22 protein-coding genes and 1 pseudogene are annotated in these 23,900 nt (G+C 58.6%); 13 read left to right on the top strand and 10 right to left on the bottom strand.

The features are described 5' to 3' along the window. Positions 1 to 7 precede the first annotated feature (7 nt). Positions 8 to 490, bottom strand: a complete 483-nt coding sequence (locus tag GCT19_RS21780; protein WP_013093336.1) for an MSMEG_0572/Sll0783 family nitrogen starvation response protein — start codon at positions 488 to 490, stop codon at positions 8 to 10. A 396-nt stretch (positions 491 to 886) separates the two neighbouring features. On the opposite strand from GCT19_RS21780, the gene GCT19_RS21775 reads away from it, so the two are divergent. Further along, on the top strand, positions 887 to 2,278 hold the full coding sequence (locus GCT19_RS21775; protein ID WP_152853102.1) for an aminotransferase-like domain-containing protein: 1,392 nt from the start codon (positions 887 to 889) through the stop codon (positions 2,276 to 2,278). 125 nt (positions 2,279 to 2,403) lie between these two features. Here GCT19_RS21775 and yczE read toward each other — a convergent pair whose 3' ends face one another. Both yczE and GCT19_RS21765 read right to left on the bottom strand, forming a co-directional pair. After that, positions 2,404 to 3,057: a membrane protein YczE gene (gene yczE, locus GCT19_RS21770; protein WP_018432734.1), complete on the bottom strand. Its 654-nt coding sequence runs from the start codon at positions 3,055 to 3,057 to the stop codon at positions 2,404 to 2,406. 297 nt (positions 3,058 to 3,354) lie between these two features. Further along, complete coding sequence (locus tag GCT19_RS21765; RefSeq protein WP_018432733.1) at positions 3,355 to 4,128, bottom strand: SDR family oxidoreductase; 774 nt, start codon at positions 4,126 to 4,128, stop codon at positions 3,355 to 3,357. Between the two features lie 94 nt (positions 4,129 to 4,222). Here GCT19_RS21765 and GCT19_RS21760 point away from each other — a divergent pair, with 94 nt between their 5' ends. Continuing rightward, entirely contained in the window at positions 4,223 to 4,849 is a 627-nt protein-coding gene (locus tag GCT19_RS21760; protein WP_026228156.1) for a TetR/AcrR family transcriptional regulator, read from the top strand. Between the two features lie 237 nt (positions 4,850 to 5,086). Here the strand turns inward: GCT19_RS21760 and GCT19_RS21755 are convergent, their stop codons facing one another. Then, positions 5,087 to 5,722, bottom strand: coding sequence for a malonic semialdehyde reductase (locus tag GCT19_RS21755; RefSeq protein ID WP_193727434.1), 636 nt, complete (start codon positions 5,720 to 5,722; stop codon positions 5,087 to 5,089). Positions 5,723 to 5,763: 41 nt separating this feature from the next. On the opposite strand from GCT19_RS21755, the gene GCT19_RS21750 reads away from it, so the two are divergent. After that, positions 5,764 to 6,120, top strand: coding sequence for a winged helix-turn-helix transcriptional regulator (locus GCT19_RS21750; RefSeq protein ID WP_018432730.1), 357 nt, complete (start codon positions 5,764 to 5,766; stop codon positions 6,118 to 6,120). 890 nt (positions 6,121 to 7,010) lie between these two features. Here GCT19_RS21750 and GCT19_RS21745 read toward each other — a convergent pair. Together GCT19_RS21745 and GCT19_RS21740 are read right to left on the bottom strand one after the other, a co-directional pair. Beyond that, positions 7,011 to 9,035: a pyridoxamine 5'-phosphate oxidase family protein gene (locus tag GCT19_RS21745; RefSeq protein ID WP_152853101.1), complete on the bottom strand. Its 2,025-nt coding sequence runs from the start codon at positions 9,033 to 9,035 to the stop codon at positions 7,011 to 7,013. Positions 9,036 to 9,066: 31 nt separating this feature from the next. Continuing rightward, complete coding sequence (locus tag GCT19_RS21740) at positions 9,067 to 9,711, bottom strand: glutathione S-transferase family protein (RefSeq protein WP_026228155.1); 645 nt, start codon at positions 9,709 to 9,711, stop codon at positions 9,067 to 9,069. 127 nt (positions 9,712 to 9,838) lie between these two features. Between GCT19_RS21740 and GCT19_RS21735 the strand changes: the two are divergent. Continuing rightward, positions 9,839 to 10,157: pseudogene (locus GCT19_RS21735) on the top strand (LysR family transcriptional regulator); the annotation flags it as partial. A gap of 108 nt (positions 10,158 to 10,265) precedes the next feature. On the opposite strand, the gene GCT19_RS21730 reads toward GCT19_RS21735, so the two are convergent. The 3 genes from GCT19_RS21730 to GCT19_RS43435 form a co-directional block, all read right to left on the bottom strand. Continuing rightward, the gene (locus GCT19_RS21730) at positions 10,266 to 11,129 is read right to left on the bottom strand and encodes a shikimate dehydrogenase family protein (protein WP_152853099.1); all 864 of its coding nucleotides are present in this window, start codon (positions 11,127 to 11,129) and stop codon (positions 10,266 to 10,268) included. Between the two features lie 188 nt (positions 11,130 to 11,317). Further along, positions 11,318 to 12,187 (bottom strand): Gfo/Idh/MocA family protein, encoded by an 870-nt coding sequence (locus GCT19_RS21725; protein ID WP_321576852.1) that lies wholly within the window; start codon positions 12,185 to 12,187, stop codon positions 11,318 to 11,320. After that, complete coding sequence (locus tag GCT19_RS43435) at positions 12,150 to 12,392, bottom strand: Gfo/Idh/MocA family oxidoreductase (protein ID WP_265334629.1); 243 nt, start codon at positions 12,390 to 12,392, stop codon at positions 12,150 to 12,152. Before GCT19_RS43435 ends, GCT19_RS21725 begins: the two co-directional genes overlap by 38 nt. Before the next feature lie 224 nt (positions 12,393 to 12,616). Between GCT19_RS43435 and GCT19_RS21720 the strand changes: the two genes are divergently transcribed. From GCT19_RS21720 to GCT19_RS21705, 4 genes are read left to right on the top strand one after another with little or no spacing between them, the layout of a single operon-like run. Continuing rightward, positions 12,617 to 13,216 carry a nuclear transport factor 2 family protein gene (locus tag GCT19_RS21720; RefSeq protein ID WP_035490296.1) on the top strand — a complete coding sequence of 200 codons (600 nt, stop codon included), beginning with the start codon at positions 12,617 to 12,619 and terminating at the stop codon, positions 13,214 to 13,216. Then, positions 13,216 to 14,295 carry a maleylacetate reductase gene (locus GCT19_RS21715; protein ID WP_152853098.1) on the top strand — a complete coding sequence of 360 codons (1,080 nt, stop codon included), beginning with the start codon at positions 13,216 to 13,218 and terminating at the stop codon, positions 14,293 to 14,295. Before GCT19_RS21720 ends, GCT19_RS21715 begins: the two co-directional genes overlap by 1 nt. An 11-nt stretch (positions 14,296 to 14,306) precedes the next feature. Beyond that, on the top strand, positions 14,307 to 15,173 hold the full coding sequence (locus tag GCT19_RS21710) for an intradiol ring-cleavage dioxygenase (RefSeq protein ID WP_152853097.1): 867 nt from the start codon (positions 14,307 to 14,309) through the stop codon (positions 15,171 to 15,173). Positions 15,174 to 15,220: 47 nt separating this feature from the next. Continuing rightward, complete coding sequence (locus tag GCT19_RS21705; RefSeq protein ID WP_152853145.1) at positions 15,221 to 15,988, top strand: sugar phosphate isomerase/epimerase family protein; 768 nt, start codon at positions 15,221 to 15,223, stop codon at positions 15,986 to 15,988. 5 nt (positions 15,989 to 15,993) lie between these two features. Here GCT19_RS21705 and GCT19_RS21700 read toward each other — a convergent pair whose 3' ends face one another. Beyond that, positions 15,994 to 16,773 (bottom strand): IclR family transcriptional regulator, encoded by a 780-nt coding sequence (locus GCT19_RS21700; RefSeq protein WP_018432720.1) that lies wholly within the window; start codon positions 16,771 to 16,773, stop codon positions 15,994 to 15,996. A 208-nt stretch (positions 16,774 to 16,981) separates the two neighbouring features. On the opposite strand from GCT19_RS21700, the gene GCT19_RS21695 reads away from it, so the two are divergent. From GCT19_RS21695 to GCT19_RS21670, 5 genes are all read left to right on the top strand, one after another. Beyond that, complete coding sequence (locus GCT19_RS21695; protein ID WP_152853096.1) at positions 16,982 to 17,812, top strand: sugar phosphate isomerase/epimerase family protein; 831 nt, start codon at positions 16,982 to 16,984, stop codon at positions 17,810 to 17,812. A gap of 14 nt (positions 17,813 to 17,826) precedes the next feature. Then, the gene (locus tag GCT19_RS21690; RefSeq protein ID WP_152853095.1) at positions 17,827 to 18,702 is read left to right on the top strand and encodes an alpha/beta fold hydrolase; all 876 of its coding nucleotides are present in this window, start codon (positions 17,827 to 17,829) and stop codon (positions 18,700 to 18,702) included. A 28-nt stretch (positions 18,703 to 18,730) separates the two neighbouring features. Continuing rightward, positions 18,731 to 20,113, top strand: a complete 1,383-nt coding sequence (locus GCT19_RS21685) for an MFS transporter (RefSeq protein ID WP_321576851.1) — start codon at positions 18,731 to 18,733, stop codon at positions 20,111 to 20,113. 2 nt (positions 20,114 to 20,115) lie between these two features. Further along, complete coding sequence (locus GCT19_RS21680) at positions 20,116 to 20,991, top strand: alpha/beta fold hydrolase (protein ID WP_227749302.1); 876 nt, start codon at positions 20,116 to 20,118, stop codon at positions 20,989 to 20,991. A gap of 1,047 nt (positions 20,992 to 22,038) precedes the next feature. Then, on the top strand, positions 22,039 to 23,556 hold the full coding sequence (locus tag GCT19_RS21670; protein WP_227749301.1) for an MmgE/PrpD family protein: 1,518 nt from the start codon (positions 22,039 to 22,041) through the stop codon (positions 23,554 to 23,556). The last annotated feature ends 344 nt before the right edge of the window (positions 23,557 to 23,900 follow it).

Here is a 23,900-nt window from a genome sequence, read left to right as displayed (position 1 = left end):
GGCGCGCTCAAACGGTCCACGTGTGGATGATCAGCGCGTCTTCCTTGCGATGAAGCAACTGGAGATCGAGCACATCGAGCGGATTGATCGGCCGGATGCCTTCGATCAGCGACGCCTCGCCGTGACCGTACAGTGCCTGCAATGCAAAGCGGCACGCGTAGACCTTGCCGCCCTCTGCCATGAACTTGACCAGTTGGTTGTTGAAATTCAGATGACCGGGAAACGCTTCGTCGCCGAGTGTCGGGAAACCGCGTTGCAAGCCCAGCGTCACGCCCGGACCATAGAGCAGCACCGACGTATCGAAGCCCTTGCGCTGAAGGCGCGTCGCCTGCAGTAGATTGACGAAGCCGATCGATCCTTCGAATGCGACCGTGTGAAACGTAACCAGTGCTTTTTCACCGGGCTCGGCCTTGACGTCGGGAAAGACCTTCTCTTCGTAGTCGACCAGGTAGTCGCCTTTCTGATGCAGGGGTTGATTGACGGCGGGCATTTCGCTCTCCAATAAGTCGTGTCATTGATCGGATTGCTCAACCGGAAGGAACCGGATGGCGAATCGTTTATTGCAACGCATGTGCCAATTGCCGGCCCGGTTCATGCAATCAACTTCCAATCAATCAGAACAGGATGGTTCGAGCGATCCGAAAAATTTCTTTACGGGCCTTGTTCGACGGGGCTTTTCAGACTTTTTCAAATTTGCTCGCGCACCGTCTTTGGGCAGCGAAAAGGCATTGTTCGCGTCTGCATGGTGCGCAATACCCCGTAAGCGGGCACTCGTCCGATCAATGCGATCAAGTCTTGAAGTGAACGAATACCGATTATTTTTTCGGGCGACCGCTGTGCTACTTTTGAATAAGGCAATCTGGAATCCATATTGGAAATTACTGGCATGGACAGTCTCACGCATCACTGGCTCAAACGGCTGACTGAAAGCCGCAAACCGGCGTATCTCGTGATACCGGATCTGATCGAAGAGGATCTGGCGAGCGGACGTCTGCGTCCGCGCGACCGCTTGCCCGGCTTGCGCGATCTTGCGGGTGCCTTGCATCTGAACTACACGACCATCGCGCGTGCCTATGCGGAGGCGCGCAAGCGCGGCCTGCTCGATGCTCGCGCGGGCAGCGGCACCTTCGTGCGTGGACGTACGCAGACCTTGCCGCTTGCCGGCGGAAGCAGTGTCGAAATGTCGATGAACATGCCGCCCGAGCCCCCCGAACTCGCGGCACGATTGCGGGAATCGTCGGCGAGCCTGCTCGCGCATACCGATCCCTATCGCCTGCTGCGCTATCAGGATTTCGGCGGAACGCCCGACGATCGCGCGGCGGGCCGAGCGTGGCTCAAGCAACGCTTGCCCGATTGCGAAGAAGCTAATGTGCTGGTGTGCCCCGGCATTCACAGTGCGCTCGTCGCACTCGTATCACAGCTTGCGCGACCGGGCGAGACGATCTGCCTCGATACCCTTGCCTATCCGGGCATCAAGGCGATCGCATCGCAAATGGGTGTGCGCCTGCAGCCACTGCCGCGCGACGATGAAGGTCCGCTGCCGCATGCATTCGAAGCACTCTGCAGGAGCGAAAAACCGGGCGCGTTCTACTGCAACCCTACGCTGCAGAACCCGAGCACGCTCTCGCTGTCGTTACAGCGGCGCGAGGCGCTCGCGGATGTCGCGCTGCGCTACAGCGTCCCCATCATCGAAGACGATGCATACGGATGGCTGCCATCGAACAAGCCTGTGGCACTTGCCACGCTCGCCCCGGAACTGACGTGGTACGTCACCGGCTTTTCTAAAACGCTGGGTGCGGGGTTGCGTGTCGCCTATCTGCGCGCGCCGACTGCGCGGCAGACACAACGTGTGGCAGGCGCGTTGCGTGCCACGACGGTGATGCCGAGTCCTTTTACCGTGATGTTGGCAACGCAATGGGTCAATGACGGAACCGCGCATGAAATGCTCGATGCGATCCGCAAGGAAGCCAATGCGCGCCAGGCGATCGCGGCACAGGAACTCGCCGACTGGCACTACGACGCGCACGACGATGGCTTCCATTTATGGCTGCGGATTCCGCCGCATTGCGACTGGAACGCGCCCGAACTCGCGCTGCAATTGCGCAACCAGGGCGTAGGCGCGGTTGGGGGCCCCGCTTTCTCCACGGACGGCAATCCGCCGAATGCAATCCGGCTTTGTCTCGGGGGCCCGCAAGATAGGGACGATTGTCGCTACGCGTTGCAATGTGTGGCGCAGACCTTGAACGATCCGCATCATTTGCATATTCCGATGATGTAAGCCTACGTCATGCGGGCACGGCTTTCGGACCAGTTGCGGTAAGTCCGCGTAGGGGTAGCCTCGCGTCGGCGCTGAGGTCCGATCGAGAAAATCGAGCGCCCGGTTTTGAACTCATTCCATACCCGTCAACTCTTGGGGTCAAGGGTAACCATTACCCACGGCAAGAACGTTTGCGTCAGCGGACCAATACACAGTGCAAACAACACCGTGCCGATATTGAAAAGCCCCATACCTGCCAGTAGTAGCCCCCCGATCAAGACCGTCACCTCGAGCACGGTACGCACGAGCCTTAACGACAATCCTGTTATACGGTGAAAACCCGTCATCAGGCCATCACGGGGTCCCCGACCCAACTGTGCCCCGATGTAAAGCGCCGAACCCAGCCCACATAAAAGAACTCCACCGATGGTGAACGCGACGCGTTGACCGAAATGCTGGGGCGTTCCCAGCACCTGCAGTGTGAGATCGGCTACAGCTCCAATGGTCACAGAATTGGCTATGGTGCCGAGGCCCGGCATCTCACGCAAAGGAATCCACAGCAATAGCACCGCAAGCGAAACACCGATGACGATCGAGCCGAAACTCAGATGGAGATGTTTGGTCAGCCCGATGTGAAGTGCGTCCCAAGGCGCCAGCCCCAGGTTGCCACGAATCATCATCGCCATCGAGATGCCATAAAAGGACAATCCAACCATCAGTTGCAGAAGTCGTCGCCCCAATTTCCCAGCGCGTAGCTGTTCAATCGGCCCCAGTTGGGCAAGTTCAGTAAACCTATCCATATTCTTCCTCGTAGCAGCCCTATTCGCGAGTAATGCCACGAAGTTTTCTGCTCCTCTTCGGACGATAAATCGTTATCGCGAAGATAGCCTTATTCGCTACCCCGGAAAGCCACACTATTCGATTGTCTCGCTGTTGCCCTTTCCCTGTCTGCCCAGTCCCTGTCGCGCTGAACCAGCGGTGATGCGAACATAAGCGTCCAAAGAAAGAAACGCCGTAGCGATTTTGGCCTACGGCGCTTTTTCGACTGCACCCCCTACTCGCCCACTACTGGGAACGAAACGCGGTCGACGCAGTGATCAAAGCCGAGCGCCACCCGTGGCATCGATCATTTGTCCGGTAATCCACCGTGCCTCAGGAGATGCGAGGAAAGCGATGACGTCAGCCACGTCCTGCGCTTGACCCACGCGCTTGAACACGGACATGGCTTCAGCACCGGCCTTGGCCTCCGGGATCTTCAGCCAGTCGGCGTTCATATCCGTGTCCGTCACGCCCGGCACCACTGCATTGACCGTGATGCCGCGAGGACCGAAGTGCGGGGCCAACGCCAGCGTCAGCGTTTCAATCGCACCTTTCGTTGAGGCATAGGCCGGGTGCGTCGGAGCTGCGACGCGGGTGAAGCCCGTCGAGATGTTGATGATACGGCCGCCATCACGGAGGTGATCTGAAACAGCCTGGGTCAGGAAGAACGGTGCCTTGTAATTGATCGTCACGACCTCGTCAAAAGCTTCCTCCGAGGTCTGTTCCAGCAGCGCCGCCGGTGCGATCCCAGCGTTGTTGACGAGGATATCGAGTTTGGGCTCGCCAGTGACTTCGATGGCTGCGGCCTTGAACTGTTGCCAGATACTGTCAGTAGCTGCTTTCCCGCGAGTCAGGTTCGCAGCGATGGGCACGGCTTTCACGCCCAGAGCCTCGATCTCGTGGATCGTAGCGTGAGCAGCATCAGCGTTGCTGCTGTAGTGCACACCGATCAGTGCTGGACCTTCTTTCGCCAGGGTCAGAGCCACAGCACGACCAATACCACGCGAGGCTCCCGTCACGAGGACGGTTTTGCCCGACAGTTTTGCAGACATGAAACTCTCCTTTTCGATTACGTTGTGTAGTGACTGCTATAATAATAATCGTGGAAGATTCCCGTCAACGGTTTTTTATAGGACTTGCTAAAAAATGAACGGGCCTGTTCGTAAACGTGGCAGACCACGGTTGCTGGATCGCGATGTAGGGCTTGATATAGCCGCGCGGATGTTCTGGGAGCGTGGATACGAGGGCACCTCGATTGCCGATTTGACCGAGGCTATGGGTGTTCCGCCGCCATCCCTGTATGCGACATTCGGCTCGAAGGAGGACCTGTACAGACTGGCAGTCGATTACGTGAGCGCACGTGAGAGCAAGCAGTTCATGGAAGCTCTGCAGGGGAAGATGACGGCCTACGATGCTATATCGTTTTACCTGCACGACGCGGCATCACGCTTTACCGACCCGAAAAGGCCGCGCGGCTGCATGATTTCGAATGCTGGTCTTCAGCGTGGCGAAAAGTGCGAGTCTGCCGCGCAGGTAGCCGCCGCACGACGGTCCCTTGCGATAGAGACCGTCAAGGCACGCCTGGACCGCGCCGTCGTAGAGGGTGAGCTAGGTAGTGAGACCGACACCGAAGCGCTCGCACGCTTTTACGGCGCCGTTGTGCAAGGCATGTCCGCACAGTCCTGTGACGGGGCGAGCAAGGCAATGTTGAATCACCTGGCGGATATTGCGTTGTCGGCATGGCCTAAGGTTCAAGGCAAGCGCCGGAAGTGAGATTCGCCCGGAGTTCTTCGCACCTGGGTTCGACTGCTGTGTCGATTGGCAAACAGACATGAGATATTCGTGGTGCGGGTGCGCCGGGTCGAACGCCCTGGGCGCACACGCTAACGCTGGGCAGAAGCGAACGTCCATATCCAGCGGATCGAGAGCCAATCAAATCTCATAGGCCCGGATCACCCCAAATCGCAGCCAGTCTGTACCCCAGGCTGCGGGTCTCGGATAGTTATATATCTAAATCAGTTTGTTTACCTCGTCAAACTCGAACCGCGGGGCGCGAGGATAGAGAGTTTGCGGATCTCCGTAGCCCAGCGTCGTGATGAAGTTCACCCGTACACCATCCTCCTTGAAAAATTCCGCGTTCACACCTGCCTCATCAAATCCGGACATCGGATTTGTGTCTAGTCCGAGCAGTCGCGCGGCTATGATCAGATAAGCGGCTTGGAGCGTCGAATTGCGGAAAGCTGACTCCCGGATAAGCGCCTGATCGTCACCATACCAACTGCGGGCGTCGGCATGAGGAAACAGCCGCGGCAGGTGTCGCACGAACTCCTCATCCATACCTAAGATCCCAGCCACTGGAGCGGCGCGCACCTTTGCCCCGTTGCCCGCATAGCATAGCGCGGCCAGTCGTTCCTTGGCGTCGCTGGTAACGCACCAGACGACGCGCAGAGGTTGTTGATTGGTCGATGTTGGTCCCCATTTATAAAGACCGTATAGCGTCTCCAGTGTCTCACGCGTAACAGGACGGTCAATGAAGCTGTTGTATGTCCGCGCCTTGCGAAACACTCGATCCAGTACGTCGTCACTTGCCAAACTATTCAATTGGGAACTCCTATTTCTCTTCGGTCCTTCGGATCTTAATCCCATGGTATCGTTTGTAAAGTACGCACCTTTTGGATACCACACGTATGGAGATCAAGAAAAGAAGCGCTTTCATCGCAGAAGAAGACGGCTGCCCCCTGTCAGCCTTTGTAAATGTCGTATCGGGTAAATGGGCGATTCCGATCCTATATCGGCTGATAGTCACAGACGGGCCGATTCGCTTCCGTGAGCTTCAACGTGCGGCGCGACCCATTACTCAAAAGGAGTTGACAAAGCAACTGCGGCTGTTAGAGGCTCGTGGCCTTGTAATACGCACCGTCTACGCCGAGGTGCCACCGAGGGTGGAATACGCGGTTACCCCCGTCGCGCGGAAGCTGATCTTCTCGCTAGAAGGCATCGCAGACTGGATGCGCCGCTATGGTCCCCAGCTTCCTGGTGTTTAAGTGCGTCGACACCGAAATCGCATGACAGCCGGAAGAGATCAATCAGCAAATGAACCGAACGTTTTGCTCCGGGCGCTATAGTCGTAGGCCATGCTATCGACTCGCGATTTCGGCCGAGAGCCATTCCCTTGACCCCGAACAGCATTAATAGATTGGGCGGTATAACGAACACATTGAATGGCTGAGCAATCGGTGCCGCGAAGGGGGGCGCGTCGCCCACGCAACTGAGAGGGCAAATTGCTTATTTCTGATTTGCTAGCCGGCTACCAGAGGTGGCCTCGCTCGTACAATCAGGATTTCGAGATTTTGAGTGCAACGGCCGAGACAATCATGCTGCGGATTTGATCGCAGGCAGCGTCGCGAAGTATGCCTGATCAGGCGTGCAATTCGCCAAGCTCGAATGAGGCCGTTTTCCGGTTGCGGCTCAATGTATCCGCCGATGGAGCGTCGGGCGGGAGTGAACGACTCGTCACGCTTCACATAGCACTTCTCGTACTGAATGCTGCAGCACATCCGCTCGACGAACCCAATATCGCGCCAGGCCCCCTTACCGCCCATCGACAGGCGAATACCCCTAACCTAGCAGCGCCCCGGTGAACGCAGCCGCAGTGAACGGGCTGCCCTGATCCGTGTTCACGATGTCCGGCAGTCCGAGCGGACAAAAGCTTCTCTCAGCGCCAAGACGGCATCCGCGGCTTCCAGGGTGTGCGCAACGCGATGCGCCCTACCGCTGTCAGGTACACGAAGCTGCGCACCATCGGAATGTACGTAGTGTCCCGTACGAACACCTGATTGGCGCGGTCGATCTTCACGCCGCGCAGCAGAAACAACCAGACCTTGTGCCGCGATGCACAACATGCGAGCCCGCAATGGACATCTGACAGCCGCGACTAAAGGTCTATCACAAGGCTCCGCTGCCCGCCCTCCACACTGACTACTGGCTTCGCGATGCAGAGTAACGCGCAACCCGGCCCCGGCTCGGCGACAGGCTCGGCGGTATAAACCACACTGCCCTCCAGTACGCGCGCAGCACATGTGCCGCAGGTACCGGCGCGGCACGACGAAGGTGCAGCTATCCCATTCGCCTCGGCCAGTTCCAGAACGCTGCCCTGTTCCGCCGACCAGTTGACCGTGCGGTCCGACCGGCGGAACGTCACCGTGGCGCCCGCAGCTACCGCCGTTTCGACTACGGGAGGCGCGACGCCTTTCGTGCGTGTTCGAGTAACGGTCGATGGTCCGAATGCCTCGAAGCGGATACGCTCATCGGCGACGTTCAGCGCGCGCAGACCTTCGTAGAGATCACGCATGAACGAGGCCGGTCCACACAGATAAAAATCGTAGTCGTCGAACGGCAGCACCTGCTTGAGCCGCTCCACGTCGATCCTTCCGTGAGCTATCTCGCCTCGCTCGCTGTTCAGCAGGTGCACAGACAGTTCGGGATGCCGCGCGACTGCCCGACGCAGGAAATCGCCAAACGGCCGCTCGCTTTCCGTGCGAGCGCCGTGAAAAAAATAAACCAGCCGATGCCGCGACGACGCACCCACGCCGCCAAGCGCCTGTTCGAGCATCGCGATCATCGGCGTGATGCCGATGCCCGCCGAAAGGAACACGGCGGGCCGCGGGCTCGATGCATCGAACGTGAATGTGCCGCGCGGCGCCATTGCCTCGATGCTATCGCCGCTCACCACCGTGTCGTGCAGCCACGACGATGCCGCGCCGTGCCGCTTCACGCTGATACGGTAGCGGCGGCGGCCATCGCGCCCCGACAATGTATAGCTCCGCACCACCGGCGCGGCGTGGCCCGGCACGGCGAGCCGGACCGGCAGAAACTGGCCTGGCTCAAATTCCGGCAGCGCGCCCCCGTCCTCGCGCTCCAGCAGGAACGAGCGGATACGAGCGGTCTCCTGCTCAATCGCCGCCACGCGCAAGCGAAACCATGTCTCGGACGCAGGTGCCAGTTCGCGCGCAAATTGCGCGGACGTCCAGCGAAACGGCAGTACCCCCTCACTACGCCGCACCTCGCGAACATGAAAGCGCACCAGCCGCTGGGCACCCTCGAACATCGTCAGTTCGGGCCCGTCCCAGACGACCTCCGCCTCGGTGGCGACGTAGAGTAGGTCGCCGTGCTCGAAGTCTGCGAATACGAGGCCCGCGCGCGGGTCGGCCAGCAGATTTCCAATTGTGTTGAGAAACTTGTTGCCCGCGAAGTCGGGCGTGGTCAGCGTGACATCATCGTCGACGCGCACGAAACCGGGAAGGCCACCTCGGTGCGACACGTCCACACCGCGCGCGACACCGGCGTCGTCCGAGACATTAGCCGTGGCGATGAAGAACGTATCAGCGCGCTCGAGCAGCGCACGGTCTTCATCGGACAGCCGCGTGGCACGCCGTTGCCTGGACAGCGCGTCCGTTCCGTCGCGAGGGGTCCGCTCAGGTGTTCGGCTCTGAATGTATTGCGCGCAGTTGCCGAAGGCCTGGCTCACGCGGATCGTCACCACTTCGCTGTCGACCGACGTCACCACGCCGTTGACGCGGTTGCGACGCCGCGTCGGCAGTTCGATCCCGAGACCGCCGAACAGGGCACCCTCCCGCCACGTGCCCGCGAGCGGATCACCAGGCAACTCGCCGCCCGCGATGCGCAGCGTCCGGTTGTCCGGCGATGCGACGAAGCCCGTCTCGCCCACGCGCCAGGTCGGCCATGGTTGCCCGTCTGCGTCGATGCCTCCGACGATCATGAACGGCAGTTGCGCGTAGAACTGTCGGTGCTGGTCCGGCATATAGTCACGAATGCCGCGACGGCCGGCCGCGTCGGCAACCTCCGTGTAGCCCGCGAGTGCCTGGGCTTCCAGTTCACTCGCGTGAAACGGCGTCGACGGTCCGGGCCAACCAGCGGCGAAGGGTATGGGCGCGTTCATCGTGGTCTAGGTCTCGTACAAGTAAGCGCGCCTACTCAGCCAGCAATCCGGCCTTTGTCGCCGGCATCGGCACGAAATGCGGCAGCGCCTCGACGCGGCGCAGCCACGCGCGCAGATTCGGATAAGGTTCGAGCGAGACGCCGCCCTCCGGCGCATGCGCGATATACGCGTATGCCGCTACGTCTGCGATCGTTGGCTGGTCGCCGATCGCGAAAGCCTTCGCTGCGAACTCCGGCTCGATCACATCGAACAACTTGACGGCAATCGCTTTGGCCGTCTGATGATCGAGAGGCGCTCCGAACACCGTGACAAGTCGCGCGGAACACGGACCGTGAGCGATCTGCCCCGCTGCGAGCGACAGCCAGCGCTGCACGGCCGCCGCACCCAGCGGATCGTCGGGTAGCCACGTGGTATCGCCGTAGCGCTTCGCGAGATAGACGAGAATCGCGTTCGAATCGAACAGTACGACCTCGCCGTCTGCGATGACTGGCACCTGCCCGAACGGACTGATCGCAAGAAACTCTGGTTTGCGGTTCTCCCCCGCGGCCATATCGACAAGCGCGGTCTCGTAAGGAATTTGCAGCATTTCGAGGAACAGCCAAACCCGGTGGCCGTGACCGGATAAGGGTGTGGTGTAGAGGCGGATCGGCCGGGTCGGCTTAGGGGCAATGGGCATGGCATCAGGTCCAGGTTCGAAAAAACTCGCTGCACGACGGCGACAGGAATCACAGCGTAGCGCGCGTGTTCGGGCCGCGGAAGACGGACAATCATGATTTCAGTGTCCTTCGAAGGTGGACAATGTCATGGCTGATCTACGCAATGTGAATCTGAAAACGGCTGGCCGTATTCGTCGAAGCTGTCGAGGCCGGATCGTTGACGGCGGCGGCCGAACGCTTGCGGCTTGGCAAGACCATGGTAAGCACGCACATGCAGCGGCGCGAGGTCGAAATTGGCGCGAGCCCGCTTGCGCGCATGACGCGGCGGCTCAACGTGACCGAAGCGGGGCGCCGCTTTTACGAGTCAGCTCGCGAAATTCCGCATGCCACCTAAGCGGCGCGCGACGACGTAGCTGGCGATGCGTCGACGCTTCGCGGCAAGTTGAGCGTCAGCGCGCCTATCGACTTACAACGGTCTCGGGAATGATGCTTGCGACCCGAGCGAGCGACATTGGGTTGATGTACTCGATTGCAGCCCGTGGCGGATACACCGACGTTGAGCGTCGAGACCACGTTACAGGGTCTCTCCATTCCAGTCGAACGACGCCGGCAAGCCGAAAAAATCCGCCGCTATCGGCATGGCGTGGTTCATCATATTTCGTCCTTGATGAACGTGGAGTCCGCGGCGACGCGCGGCCCCGAGCAGCGCGGTTATCGAAGGCTCCATGATGACGTCAGCAACGCTTGCATGCCCTGGCAGAGCTTCGACAGGGAAAGGCAAGGGATCGCCGGCATCCAGACCGACGGGCGACGCATTAATGGCGATATCGATTTCCGCCATCGAAGGCGAGCCGGATGTCACGCGCGCGCTGGATACAGCTGCAATGGAACGCGCCAAACCACGCGCGCGGCGTTCATCGACATCATAGACAGTGAGGCTAGCGATATTTTCCATTGCGAGCGTCCATCCAATGCACCCGCCCACGCCGCCGCAGCCATGCAGATAGACGTTGGCACCGTTCAGGCTAACGCCATCCGCCCGCAAACCCGCGAGAAAACCGGCCCCATCGACATTGTCGCCCTCCCAGGCACCGTCGGCGCGTCGGCGAAGAAGATTCAGAGAACCGACGCGTCGCGCACGCTCCGTCAAAACGTCGGCGTGATTCATCGCAGCGACCTTGTGCGGCATGGTGAAGATCGCTCCGTCGACATTTTCGGTGAGCTTCAAGCCTTTCATAACCGTATCGAAGTTTGAAGCGGACACATCCGCAGGCAGCATCAGCGCGTTCACCCCATACCGCCGCATCAGCGTGCTCCAGACCACCGGCGCGCGGACATGTGCGATGGGAGAGCCCAAGATGTAAAAGAGACGCGTCAACGCATCAACGGGTGCGTCAAGCAAGCGCTTTTCGTCTGCCAGCTTCGAACTTTCGACCATTGTCTACTCCTTGGCGCGGCCGCATTCCACGACCGCAGTGATATGTCTTTTATCTGGACCGTGCAATTCGCAGCAGCAGCATCATCCTGTCGCCAGGGCGACAGCCGAGGTATGCGGCGACGATTGCAATATCAATTGGTACGCTCGCGATTGGGCTCAAAGCGACCTCTTTCATGCTTCCAACCGTTCTAAGTAGCGCCTCCTGCTGCTTTGAACCGCGCATCGGTGCGCAAATCAATCTTTTGCCCGGTCTGCGCGGCCGCCATCACCGCAAGAGTCACCGCAAGCGTCTGCGTGGCATCCTGCGCACTGGTAAGCGGCTCGGCCGTGCCGCGAACTACGTCGACGAAATGGCGCAATTGGTTTGCATACACATTCCCCTCTTCCATTGATATGCGCTGATCATGAATGGGACGGTCGCGGCCTTTTTCGCCGACATATGACCAGAGCGCACAATCAGGCAACGAAAGCGCACCGTCCGTACCTGCGAAGAAATGCGTTGGCACCGGCCGATAATCAAAGAGCTGCCGATCCTCCCCCGCAGCCGTATCCCAATTCCAAGGGGACGCGGCGGTATCGGAAAGGCTGATGTTGACGACTGTCCCGCTCTCGAGCTCCAGGGTGCACGCCGCAGAGTCCTCGACTTCGTACCCGCGGGTCCGGTTCGTTGAGGCCGCCTGCACGGTAACGACCTCACCGCAAAGATGCCTGATCAGATCGATCTCATGGATCATGTTGATCAGGATCGGACCACCGCCGGCGCGGCGGCGCCATGGTTCCGAGAAATAGGCCTCAGGCTTATAAGCGAGGCACATGACGTTGGCGGCCACCACGTTGCCGATACGCCCCTCGACGATCGCTTTCTTTGCAGCGCGCACCGCCGGGTTGTGCCGCCGATGATGTCCGACAAGCACCGGGACACGCGCAACGCGTGAGGCGTCGGCGAAAGCGCGTGCGCGCGCCAGATCATCGGCGATAGGCTTTTCGACTAGAACTGGAATGCCCCGGTTGATGCAAGCACTACCGATCTCTACATGCGTGCCATTTGGCGTGCACACGACGACCGTCGTCGATGCGATCTTCCTCCAGCAGTTCGCGATAGTCCCTGCGAAGGGGCACACCGAAGGAGGCGGCACAAGCCGCAGCTTCCGTCGACGGATCGACAATGGCCGCGAGCCGGCACTGATCGCTGTTTGCGATCTCCCGGATGTGACGTTTGCCGATGACGCCCGCACCGACTACCGCAAGATTGACCTGCCGCATTCGACTCGCCTCTTTATAGACCATACATGAAAACCAATTTCTATACATGAACTTTCCAAAATTGTAGAAATCGGCTGCATCGAAAGTCAACGCTTTTTGTCACCGAGTTTCCATGCTGGAACAAATAGGGGTTTATCCCTAAGGCCCGAAAAATTAGCCTTGACTCCATCGACGAAAGAAACCACTATGCGAACTCATTCCCACTTGTGAACACCGAAATCATGATGAACGATTTGATGCTTGAGCGCCTGGCCATTCGCGAAGCGATTGAAAACTGGGCCATCTGGCGCGATGCCGGAGACTGGCATCGCTTTGCAAGGCTTTGGCACCCGGAGGGTGTGATGATGGCAACCTGGTTTCAGGGCACGGGCGCCGAATTCATCCGCGTGACGCAAGAGGGGTGGGAGCGCGGGGTGAGCATCCTGCATTTTCTTGGCGGGACGTCGATCGACCTCGCTGGCACCCGGGCAATTGCGCAGACAAAAATGACAATTTCGCAGCGCGGAAACATAGAAGGTCACCTCTGCGATGTCGTCTGCACCGGCCGCTTCTACGACTTCTACGAAAAAGTTGACGGAGCGTGGCTACTGCGCTTGCGTCAGCCGATTTACGAAAAGGACCGTCTGGACCCGGTTGAAACCGGGGTGAAGCTAGATCTCGATCCTGAAATACTCGGCCGCTTTCCCGAAGGGTATCGCCATCTTGCCTATATCCAGACGAAGATCGGCTACGCCGTCAAACGTGACATGCCTGGACTTACCGGCCCCGCCGTCGAAGCGCTTTATGAGCGCGGCCGCGCATGGCTCGAAACGGGACGGCTGTAATGAGTGCTCAGCTCGACGCTTTCACGTACAACGCGCTCCCGGCTCGCGTCATTATGGGAGCCGGAAAGCGTGAGGAAGTGGCCGCCGAAGTCGGAAGGCTGAACTGTGCACGCCCCTTGATCATCACGACGCGCGATCAGGCCGCGCTCGGCGAAGACATCGCGCGGCGATTCGACGCTCAACAAGTCAGCCGCTTCGCCGACGCCACGATGCACACCCCGTGGCCTGTGACGCAGCGAGCGCTCGAGGTCGTGCAAGACTCGCGGATCGATTGCGTGATTGCAATCGGCGGCGGTTCGTCCATCGGCCTCTCGAAGGCGATTGCATTGCGCACTGGTTTGCCGCAAATAGTGCTACCGACGACCTATGCCGGCTCCGAAGTCACCCCCATCATTGGTGAGACCCGTGATGGGGAAAAGCACACTCAGCGCACGCTCGACGTACTGCCGGAAGTCGTCATCTACGATGTCGAGCTGACGCTTAGCCTACCCGTCGCCCTGAGCAGCGCCAGCGGTCTCAATGCAATTGCACATGCAGTCGAAGCCCTGTACGCGGCGGACGCGAATCCAATTACCTCGTTAATGGCCGAAGAAGGCATCGCGGCACTGGCCAACTCGTTGCCGCACATCGTGCAAGCACCCGATTCCATCCAGGCGCGAGGCGTCGCTCAATACGGCGCATGGCTTTGCGGGACGTGTCTCGGAACCGTCGGGATGGGCTTGCATCACAAGATTTGCCATGTCCTCGGCGGAACGTTCGACCTCGCGCATGCGCCGACGCATGCGGTGATGATTTCCCATGTCACCGCCTATAACGCCTTTTCCACGCCGTCTTCAATGGCCCGAATCGCACGTGCGCTGAAGGCACGCGACGCCTGGACCGGCCTTTACGATCTGGCCACCAATCTGGATTTGCCCGTTTCCCTCGAGGCTCTTGGCATGCCCGAGACGGGAATCGATCTTGCCGTGCAGTTGATCATGCAGAACATTTACTCGAACCCGCGAGCGCCCGACGCTGCCGCGCTCAGAAGCATGCTTCGGCGGGCATGGAAAGGGTTGCCGCCCCAGCCGATCGAATGAGGATGCCCCCTATGCGAAACTTCAACGAAGACAACATCACACAGGCTGTGCTCGATAGACTGACTGGCTGCACGGAGCCGCGCACGCGCCAGATCAGCGAGGCGCTCGTGCGTCATCTGCATGCTTTCGTGAAAGAAATAGAACCGACGGAAGCCGAATGGTCCCGCGCCATTGCGTTCCTCACCGACACCGGACACATGTGCTCGGACACGCGCCAGGAGTTCATCCTGTTGTCGGACACGCTTGGCGTCTCGATGCTTGTCGATGCTATCAATCATCGCTTCGATGGTGAGGCGACACAAACCACCGTGCTCGGTCCGTTTTACGTAGAAGAGGCGGCCGATCTCGAGCAAGGCGCAAACATCGCGAGCGAGCCCGGAGGAATACCGCTAATCGTCGAAGGCACGATTGAAGATGCACATGGCAAGGGCATCGCAAATGCGATGATCGAGACGTGGCATGCCGACGGGAGCGGCGTGTATGACGTCCAGCGAGTCACCGGCAAGTCTGTGCTGGACATGCGCGCTCGCTTTCGTACTGATGCAAACGGTCGCTTCTGGTATCGATCCGTCGTGCCGTCCGCCTACCCTATTCCTGACGATGGCCCGGTCGGCAAGATGCTCGACGTACAGGGACGTCATCCGTTTCGGCCTGCGCACGTACATTTCAAGTTGAGTGCACCGGGTTACGAGACCATCGTGACTCATGTCTTCATCGACGGCGACCCGTATCTGGATTCGGATGTCGTGTTCGGCGTCAAAGACGCTCTCGTAACGAAACTTCTGAAGATAGATGGAGACGTCAGCCCCGGTGGCCACGAAGTCGCCCCGAACACAATGCTGCTCACGTACCGATTCGTGCTTTCCAGTAAATCGTAGATCTGCCGGAGAGACTCGTGCACAGACTTTCTCTTCATCACCTGACGATGCTCGATGCGCATCCTCTTCAACTCGCCGATGCCGCCATTGCCGGCGGATTCGACTATTACGGCTTGCGCGTCGTCGCGCCCACGAGCGCCGACACGATCGTCGACGTAGCACACAATCCCGCTGTCATTCGTGAACTCGCGGCAAGAATTGAAGCGACTGGTGTGGGGCTGCTCGATATCGAAGCGATCTGGTTGCAGGCCGGCACACGCATCGCCGAACTGCTTCCGGCGCTCGAGGCAGGCCGTCGTCTGGGCGCGAGGCATGCGCTTGCAGTCGGCTACGATGACGATCAGGCTCGCCTCCTCGACAACTTCTGCGCCCTGTGCGAAGCCGCCGCTCGCTTTGACATGACAGTCGGCCTTGAATTGATCACCTACTGCCCGATTGGCACGCTAGACAGCGCGCTCTCGCTGATCGGCGAAAGCCGCCAGCCCAACGCGAGAATCCTGATTGACACACTGCAAGTATTTCGCTCCGGCGCCACCGTCGACGATATCACCGCAATCGAACCGCGCCTCATCGAATATATACAGATTAGCGACGGCCCCCGCGTATCGCCGACTTCGGTCGACGAACGGCGGACCGAAGCGCGCACCGCGCGTCGTCTGCCCGGCGAAGGCGAGTTGCCGTTGCGCGAACTGCTGAGCGCACTGCCCGCCGATCTGACACTTGCCGTCGAAGCTCCCACCCTCGAATTGCGAGGTCAATCTTTCGATCGGCAGGCGCGCACGATCATGGAGCGGATGCAACGCTTTCTGGCCTGAAAGCGTCATCCCCCAAAGTACTGACGCTGAATGCGCGCCGCCGACGCAGTCAGAATCGCCACTGCGCGATCCCCGAATTCGCTCGAATAACGTACCGCGGGGATCGCAAGATTCAGCGAACCGAGTGGGAAGGCACTGGCAGACAGGATTGGCACACCAATCCCTACGATGCCCGGCGTGAACTCTTCCATGGATGTCGCGAAGCCTTTCTTGCGTACATCCTCGAGCGTCGCAAGCAAGGCTTTCTTCGTAGCTATGGTGTTTTTCGTAAAGCGCTCGAATGTCACCGATCGAATGTACTCCTCGCGCATCACGTCAGGAAGGTAAGCGAGTATTGCCTTACCTCCAGACACCGCATAAAGCGGTGCAAGATCACCAAGCCGCATGTGAGATTGGAGTCGTTGTTGACTGGTGACGGTTGCAACGACTTCTACCTCATTGCCTTTCAGTTGGTTGAGCGCGCAAGACTCCGCCGTTTGTTGCGTGATGTCACGCAACACGGGCTCCGCACATCCGATCAGGCTTCGCACCTGGTTCGACTGCTGCGCCAGCTTGACGATTGCGTCTCCGAGCCGGTAACCCTTGGTCTCGGCCACGAAACGAAGATAGCCGCGGTCCGTGAGGTTCCGGATGAGCTTCGTTAAGCTACTTTTTGGAATATTGAGCGCCTCTGCTATCTCCGCATGTGACATCTCGCGGCCCCATTGGGCAAGAAGCTCCAGGACATCAAGCGTCCGGTCAGCCGACTTTACCGTGCTTGCCGTCTCAATTTCGTTTGCGCGCATAAGATAGGATTCATGTTTCTATATGGGAACATATTATCTGATGTGTTCCAAATGTCAAGGTACCGACCCCGCCGCACGGGACATGGTGTGCCAGACAAGACCACCAAAAATTCTCTTGTTCCCATCATGGAACTAGTTCACAATTGGATTTACCAGCCGAGATGTGGACAACGCCTCGATCATCTCAACGCATACTCATGAGGAGCACATGGAAAACGTCGCGCAAGGTTTTGGAGGCAGCACCTTCTCATTCATGTGGCAAGACACAGCGCTCGCCGCCATGCGGAAAATGCAAGCGATCGGCTTGAACGATTTCGACGCCCTGGTCGTCCCCGGACATCTTTGGCCAGACGAACTCTCCGCGAACGACAGGTCGAGTCTGGCCGGCACCCTGAGAAGCGAAAGTCTTCGCATCGAATCTCTCAATCTTCCGGCGCTCGACCTGAATCTGGTCAGTCGTGTCGAGGCGTTCCGGCGCTATTCGGTTGAGGTCTACACCAGCACGATGCAACTTGCGTCGGATCTCGGCGCTGGTGCCGTGGTTGTGGTCCCCGGCAGGGTGTCGTCGCTGTTTCCTCCGTCCCGGACCGATTCTGAGCTTTTGCTTCGCGACAGCCTGGAGCAGCTTCTGCGCGTCGCGGAGCGACTCGATCAAAAAATCTTTCTGGAGCTTCATCCGCAAACGCCGATTCCGACTACTGACGCAATGATTGCCTTTATCGACGGACTGCCTGATGAAAGGCTTCTGATTGCCTACGACGTCTCGAACGCGGAATTCGTTGGAGAAGATCAGCCCGACGCGATCAGGCGATCGGCCAATCGCATCGGGCAACTCCATCTTTCCGATGGCACACGAAGCCAGTGGCGCCATGACCGTATCGGCCTTGGAACGGTGCGCTTCGATCAAATCCTGAGTGCGGTGAAGGAAACGGGAATTTCCGCTACGCCCATCCTCGAAATCATTTCCTCCTCACCACTGGAAGATTTGAACGCGTCGGCCGATGCGCTAAAGCCCAGCGTGAACGACTACCCGAATTAACGGAGCTTGCTGCCATGCGTTTTTCTCAAGATGCTGTTCAATTGCCTTCGTCATTCGAGCATCGGTCCGCGATCGTGAACGATGTCAATCTGCACTATGTGATCGGTGGCAAGGCGCTCGGTTCCGCGCCGCTGATGCTCCTCATTCACGGTTTCCCCCAAAACTGGTGGTGCTGGAATAGCGTCATCGCCGGACTGGGAGAGCGATATACCGTCGTCGCACCGGACCTCAAAGGCGTTGGCCTGTCGGACAAGCCCGCGTCCGGATATTCGAAACGCGAGATGGCCGCCGATCTCCACGCTCTTGTGGAGAGCCTGCATGGAGCACCCGCGCACATTGTCGGTCACGATATCGGCGGGATGATTGCCTACGCTTACGCGAGCCGTTATCACGCGCGTTCGCTGACGATCATCGATGTGACCATTCCCGGGATCGGTGATTGGGATCAGGTGATCGCGGATCCGCATGTCTGGCACTTCGCCTTTCATCAAAAGCGTGACCTGCCTGAAGCCTTGATCGTCGGTGGACGTGAGCACGCGTACATCAGCTCGTTCATCAACCACCAAACATTCCGTCGGGGTTCCATCTCGCTGGCAGACATCAACGAGTATGTCGAGGCGTACAAGCACCCAGGTGCATTTCGCTGCGCGATGGAGATGTACCGCCAGTTCCCTCAGGACGTAATTGACAACCGAAGTGCGGGACGACTTCCCGAAACACTCCCGGTGCTCGCCATGGGCGGCGAAAAGCGCTGGGCCGGCCGCGTTGGCGAACGCCTTGCCACGGTGTCATCGAACGTGACAAGCGTATCGATTCCAGACGCCGCCCACTTCATCGCCGAAGAGCAGCCGGAGCGCTTCATAGAGGCGATGATTCAGTTTTGCCGCTGAATACACAAAAAACAATGGAGACATTACCGTGGAAGCCGAATCGAAAATCGACATCAAGACATTCCTGGATGACCGGCCGTTGAGTCTCTTCCAGGTTCGCGTCGTTCTGTTGGGCTTGCTGGTGCTGATGCTCGATGGAATGGATACCACCGCCGTGGGCTTCATTGCGCCGGCGCTTGTCGCCGACTGGAAGATCGCGCGCGTCGCACTATCGCCAGTTTTCATGAGCGGGCTTTTCGGTCTTGCTGTCGGCGCTCTCACGGCTGGTCCAATCGGTGACCGGCTTGGCAGGAAGGCGGTCGTCGTCTCGTCGGTTTTTCTGTTCGGCTTCTTCAGTCTCGCGTCGTCCTTTGCGAACGATCTGTGGACCCTGACGTTCCTGCGGTTTCTGACGGGACTGGGTCTGGGAGCCTCCATGCCCAACACCGCAACACTGGTATCGGAGTACGCGCCCGCAAGGCACCGCAATTTTCTGATCACGTTCGTGTATGCAGGCTTTGCGATCGGCGGCGCGATCGGCGGCGTTGCCAGCAACATCCTGATCGAGCTATCCGGTTGGCGCGCCGTTATGTTCGCTGGCGGCGTGCTGCCGATCGCACTCGGCATCCTGATGATCTTCGCGTTACCGGAGTCCATTCGATTTCTCGCGACCCGTGATGACAAGAGCTTGGCGGTTCATAGCATCATGCAGAAGCTCGCGCCTGGTGTCCTGCGTGCCGGCACGGTCGTCCACGTCTCGGACGGTGTTGCGGATAGCGGAAGCGGCAAGGTGGCGATCATCGTCGGGCGCAGGTATCTCGTCGGAACCGTGAGTCTCTGGATAGGCGTGTTCGCGACGCTCTTTACGCTGTACCTCATCAACAGCTGGCTCCCGCTGATGATCAAGGACGCAGGCATGAGCCTGAGCGACGCCTCGTTGATCGCAACATTTGGCCAGGCCGGCGGCGCACTGGGTTCGCTGGCAGTCGGCTGGTGCATGGATCGTTATTCACCGCACAAGGTGCTCAGTGCAACGCATGTAGCCGCCGGCCTGTGCGCGCTGTGCATCGCAGCCACCGAGCGCACGTTCATCACTACGAGTGTGCTCGTATGCGCGATGGGATATTGCATGAACAGTCTGAATGTCGGCTATGTCGCCATGGCCGCGCGCTTTTATCCCACTTCGGTGCGCGCGACGGGTACGAGCTGGGAACAGGGTATAGGCCGGTTCGGCGCAATCAGCGGCGCTGCTATGGGCGGCGTTCTGCTTGCGACCAGCTGGAGCTTCAATGCCGTGTTTGCCGCACTTTGCGTTCCGATGGCGGTCGGCACGGTCGCCATTTCCATCAAGAGCATCTTCGCGGCCGATGGCCCTTCTGCCGACGTGCCAGCGTCAAGCATCGAAGATGCCGCCACTTTCGCAAGAGAATGAAGATGACCCACGAAAACATTCCTTTTCGCTCTTATCGTCTGCGCGATGGACGACTAGCCTATCGCCGCAGCACCGCAGCCGGCGCGAAACAGGCCGTGCTGCTTCTGCATGGCTGGCCGCAAACGTCCTGGGCGTGGCGGCGTGTCATACCTTTGCTGAGCCAGCAGTTCGACGTCATCGCGCCGGACCTCCCCGGCTTCGGCGATTCCTCGAAGCCCGAATCCGGCTTCGACAAGAAGAACGTCGCGCGCAAGCTTCATGAACTGGTCGAAGGGCTCGGTATAGAGAAGGTGGCGATTGTCGGTCACGATCTGGGCGGTCACGTCGCGTATGCGTACGCCGCCCAATGGCCGGAAGCGGTCAGCCACTTCGTCTTTGCCGAGAGCAGTCTTCCCACATTCGGACAGGAAGAGGCAATGGACGTATCGCGCGGTGGAAGCTGGCACTTCGGTTTCAACATGGCCGGGGACATTTCGGAAGCGCTCGTCGAAGGCCGCGAGTTTCTCTTCGTGAATCACTTCGTGCGCCGTGAGACAGTCGGCGTATTTGATCCGGATTCAATCAGTAATGACGACGTGAACGTTTACGCTCGTGCGCTCGCGCGGCCAGGGGCGCTGCGCTGCTCTTTTAGCTATTACAGAACCTTGCCACTCGATCGTCAAGACAACCTGATTTGGGGCAAGACGCCGCTTTCCATGCCTGCGTTGAGTATCGGCGCGCAATGGGGTTATGGTCCGGCCTCGGCTCAAACCCTTAGACGCGTCGCGACGAACGTTTCGGAAATTGTCTTTGACGACTGTGGTCACTACGTTCCGGAAGAGCAGCCTGTTAAATTCGCGAAAGCGTTGAGCGAATTCATATCAAATGGAACGGCGTAATCGGATTAGCAGTGGACGAAACGGACCGAGCGCACCGTAATCAGCCAGGAACACAGATCAGGGCATGAAATATGGTTGGCGTGGGAGGACCATTGTCTCTCTCCGCCATCGCGGCACCGTTATGTTAATACGCCTCGCGCGCTTGAACTTGTAGCTGGCCCGCTTCGATGCGAGGAATGCCAGGATCTCTGCGATCTCTTTAGGGCGCGCCGCGCGCGCGATAGGCGCTCTCCGGCCATGCTAGCCGTCCGGTTGAATGTGCATTGGATGTTGGTAATGGCATCACCGGAATCGAACGCGTTGATCCGAATGCCGTGTCCGATCGCTTCCGGGGAGAGCATACGCGCGAGTTGACGGCACCGCGAAGCCACCACACGGTTGAACTGCACTTCAGTGCGCCGGACACGCTCGCGATCTTTGCGCAATGGCCCGGGCGGTCCTCAAGGCGGAACGCCGAACTTCCCGTTGTACTCGCTACTCGCGCCTCCTTGAAAACGCTGTGAAGACTGGCCCATTGGGTCACAGCGCGTCCCCCAACACGATTTGCAATCTTTAGCCTATGAAACAGTAGGTCGGGGATTTACCCTATTTCCGTCTTTGGTCTACAGGTGCAACATCGCATCGAATTGCATACGATTCATGTATACCAAACAGCCGTCTAAATTAACTAAAGTGAAGGTTGTGATCGGTCCGAGTGCGCTCAGCCCAAATAGGTTGGCTATCGCGTTGATCCAAATTACGGAAGTGTAGATACCTACGCTTCCGCCTCTCTTGTTTGATCATAGAAAGTGGATGTCGCCGATAACGTCAAGCCGCCCCGTATCCGCAAAGCAGGATCTTGCGGGCGGCGGGTGACGCTGCTGACCACACCAGCGCTGCTGCCATCTCGCGGCTGGCTTAATCCGAGGTAATGGCTCTCCGTTTTGTCATGCGCAATGATCAAGAGGCGGATGCACTGTCAATCTGCCGCTCTTCCGGGCCGGGGCCGGGTAGTGACTCTGAAGATACAAGAACAATGGTTGACGCTAATCCGTTTTAGGAAACGAAATGACCAAATTAAATCGCAGATCATTTATCCATACCTCAATCGCATCGGTAGGCGGATTGATGCTGACTCCCGCGTCCGCTTATGCTGATGCGACGGTAGCACCGAAGCCTCCAGCACAAAGATCCTCTGGTCCGGATGACATCGTTGCACTTGCGGATTATTGTTTGCAGACCACTTACGACAACCTGCCCAGTGCAGTGATTGCCATAACCAAGAATCAGATTATGGATACAGTGGGCGCGGCTCTAGGGGGCGCCAATGAGCCCGGAGCCAAAGAGATACGCGAGTTCACCATCGATATGGCCGGTAAGCGCGAAGCCGCCATCTGGGGTACCAATATTCTGGTTCCCGCCCAGGATGCCGCTCGCGTCAATGCAATCATGGGTGACGCGCTCGACTATGACGATACCTATGAGCGGTCTTTCATGCACCCCTCAGTCATCACGATTCCGGCCGCATTAGCCGTAACTGATATGCTCGGCAATGTCAGCGGCAGGGATCTAATTACGGCTACGGCTTTGGGCGTGGACCTTGCCTGCCGCTTGGCCAATTCGGCACAGCCTGGCGTCGATGCATTCATTGTTGGCTGGCACAACACCAGCCTTTATGGATATTTTGCTTCGACTTTTGTCGCAGGCAAGCTGATGGGCTTGACGCGTGATCAGATGGTATCTGCACTGGGTATTGCATTTCATCAAGCTTCCGGCAATTCCCAGGCACATCTCGACGGTGCATTGACCAAGCGTATGGGCGCTGGCTTCGCTTCCTATGCCGGCGTAATGGCTGCGCGTCTATCTCAGCAGGGCGTCCAGGGAGCCAAAAATATTCTGGAAGGCCCCCGTGGCTTTTATTATCAGTTTCACGGTAACAAGTATTCGCGCGATTTCCTCTTTGAAGGACTTGGAAATACTTTTGCCGCGACTGAGGTCTCGTTCAAACCATGGCCGTCGTGCCGTGGTAGCCATACAGCGGTGGATGCTGCACTGACTCTGTTTGCAGAGAACAAAATTGAAGCACCCGATGTGGAAAGCATCACCATCTACAATGGACCGGGCGAGTATCTGCTTCTCGATTTTCCGCTTGGCAAAAAGCAGAACCTGACATCTGTCGTGGACGCACAATTCAGCAATCCGTGGGTAGTGGCCTGCGCGTTGGTGGACCATAAAGTTGGATTCGAACATTTCACTACGACGGCGATCAGGCGCCCTGACCTGCTGGCTATGGTCAAGCGCATTAACACGGCGGAAGACAAGAGCCTGGCACGTCCGGGCGGTGGACCTGGTGCTACGCGCCTTGACGTTTCTCTGAAAGATGGCCGGACGTTTACCAAAACGGTGGCATTTGCCAAAGGCGAACCCAAGAATCCAATGTCGCCCATCGAGTTCCGTCAAAAATTTCTCGATTGCACGAAAAAGGCGGGAATGAGTAGTGCGCAAGCCCAAGCGCTGATAGCCGATATTCAACGACTGGAGACCCTGCCAAAGGCTAAAATCTTGACCGCAGCTATGGCCTTGTAGCCGCGATCCTCCAGGAATTAATATGGGCGGATTTGCTAATCCGCCCATAAGAAAGAAAGCGCCCTGCACGAAATCTACTCGACGCTCATGGAACGTTGACAAGACGCATGTGAAAGGCGTGGCGAATGGTTCTGCTTTGCCAGTGGCAACTGCCTCGACGAACTCACTGCTAAGACGCTCTTCGAGACTGATCCGCACGCCCGGAATGACTAAGTGACCGCTGCCAAGAGTCAGGCGGCGCTGCGCGGATAGCGCTGTGAGTTAGAAATTGGTTTGATTAATCAGTTTTCGTCCCAACGACGCGCCGGTGGTACCGAGGATCTGTTCTCACTGGTCTGTCGAGG

It is taken from the genome of Paraburkholderia atlantica (assembly GCF_009362785.1).
Lineage (GTDB): Bacteria > Pseudomonadota > Gammaproteobacteria > Burkholderiales > Burkholderiaceae > Paraburkholderia > Paraburkholderia atlantica.
This window is presented reverse-complemented; position numbering and strand designations above follow the sequence as displayed.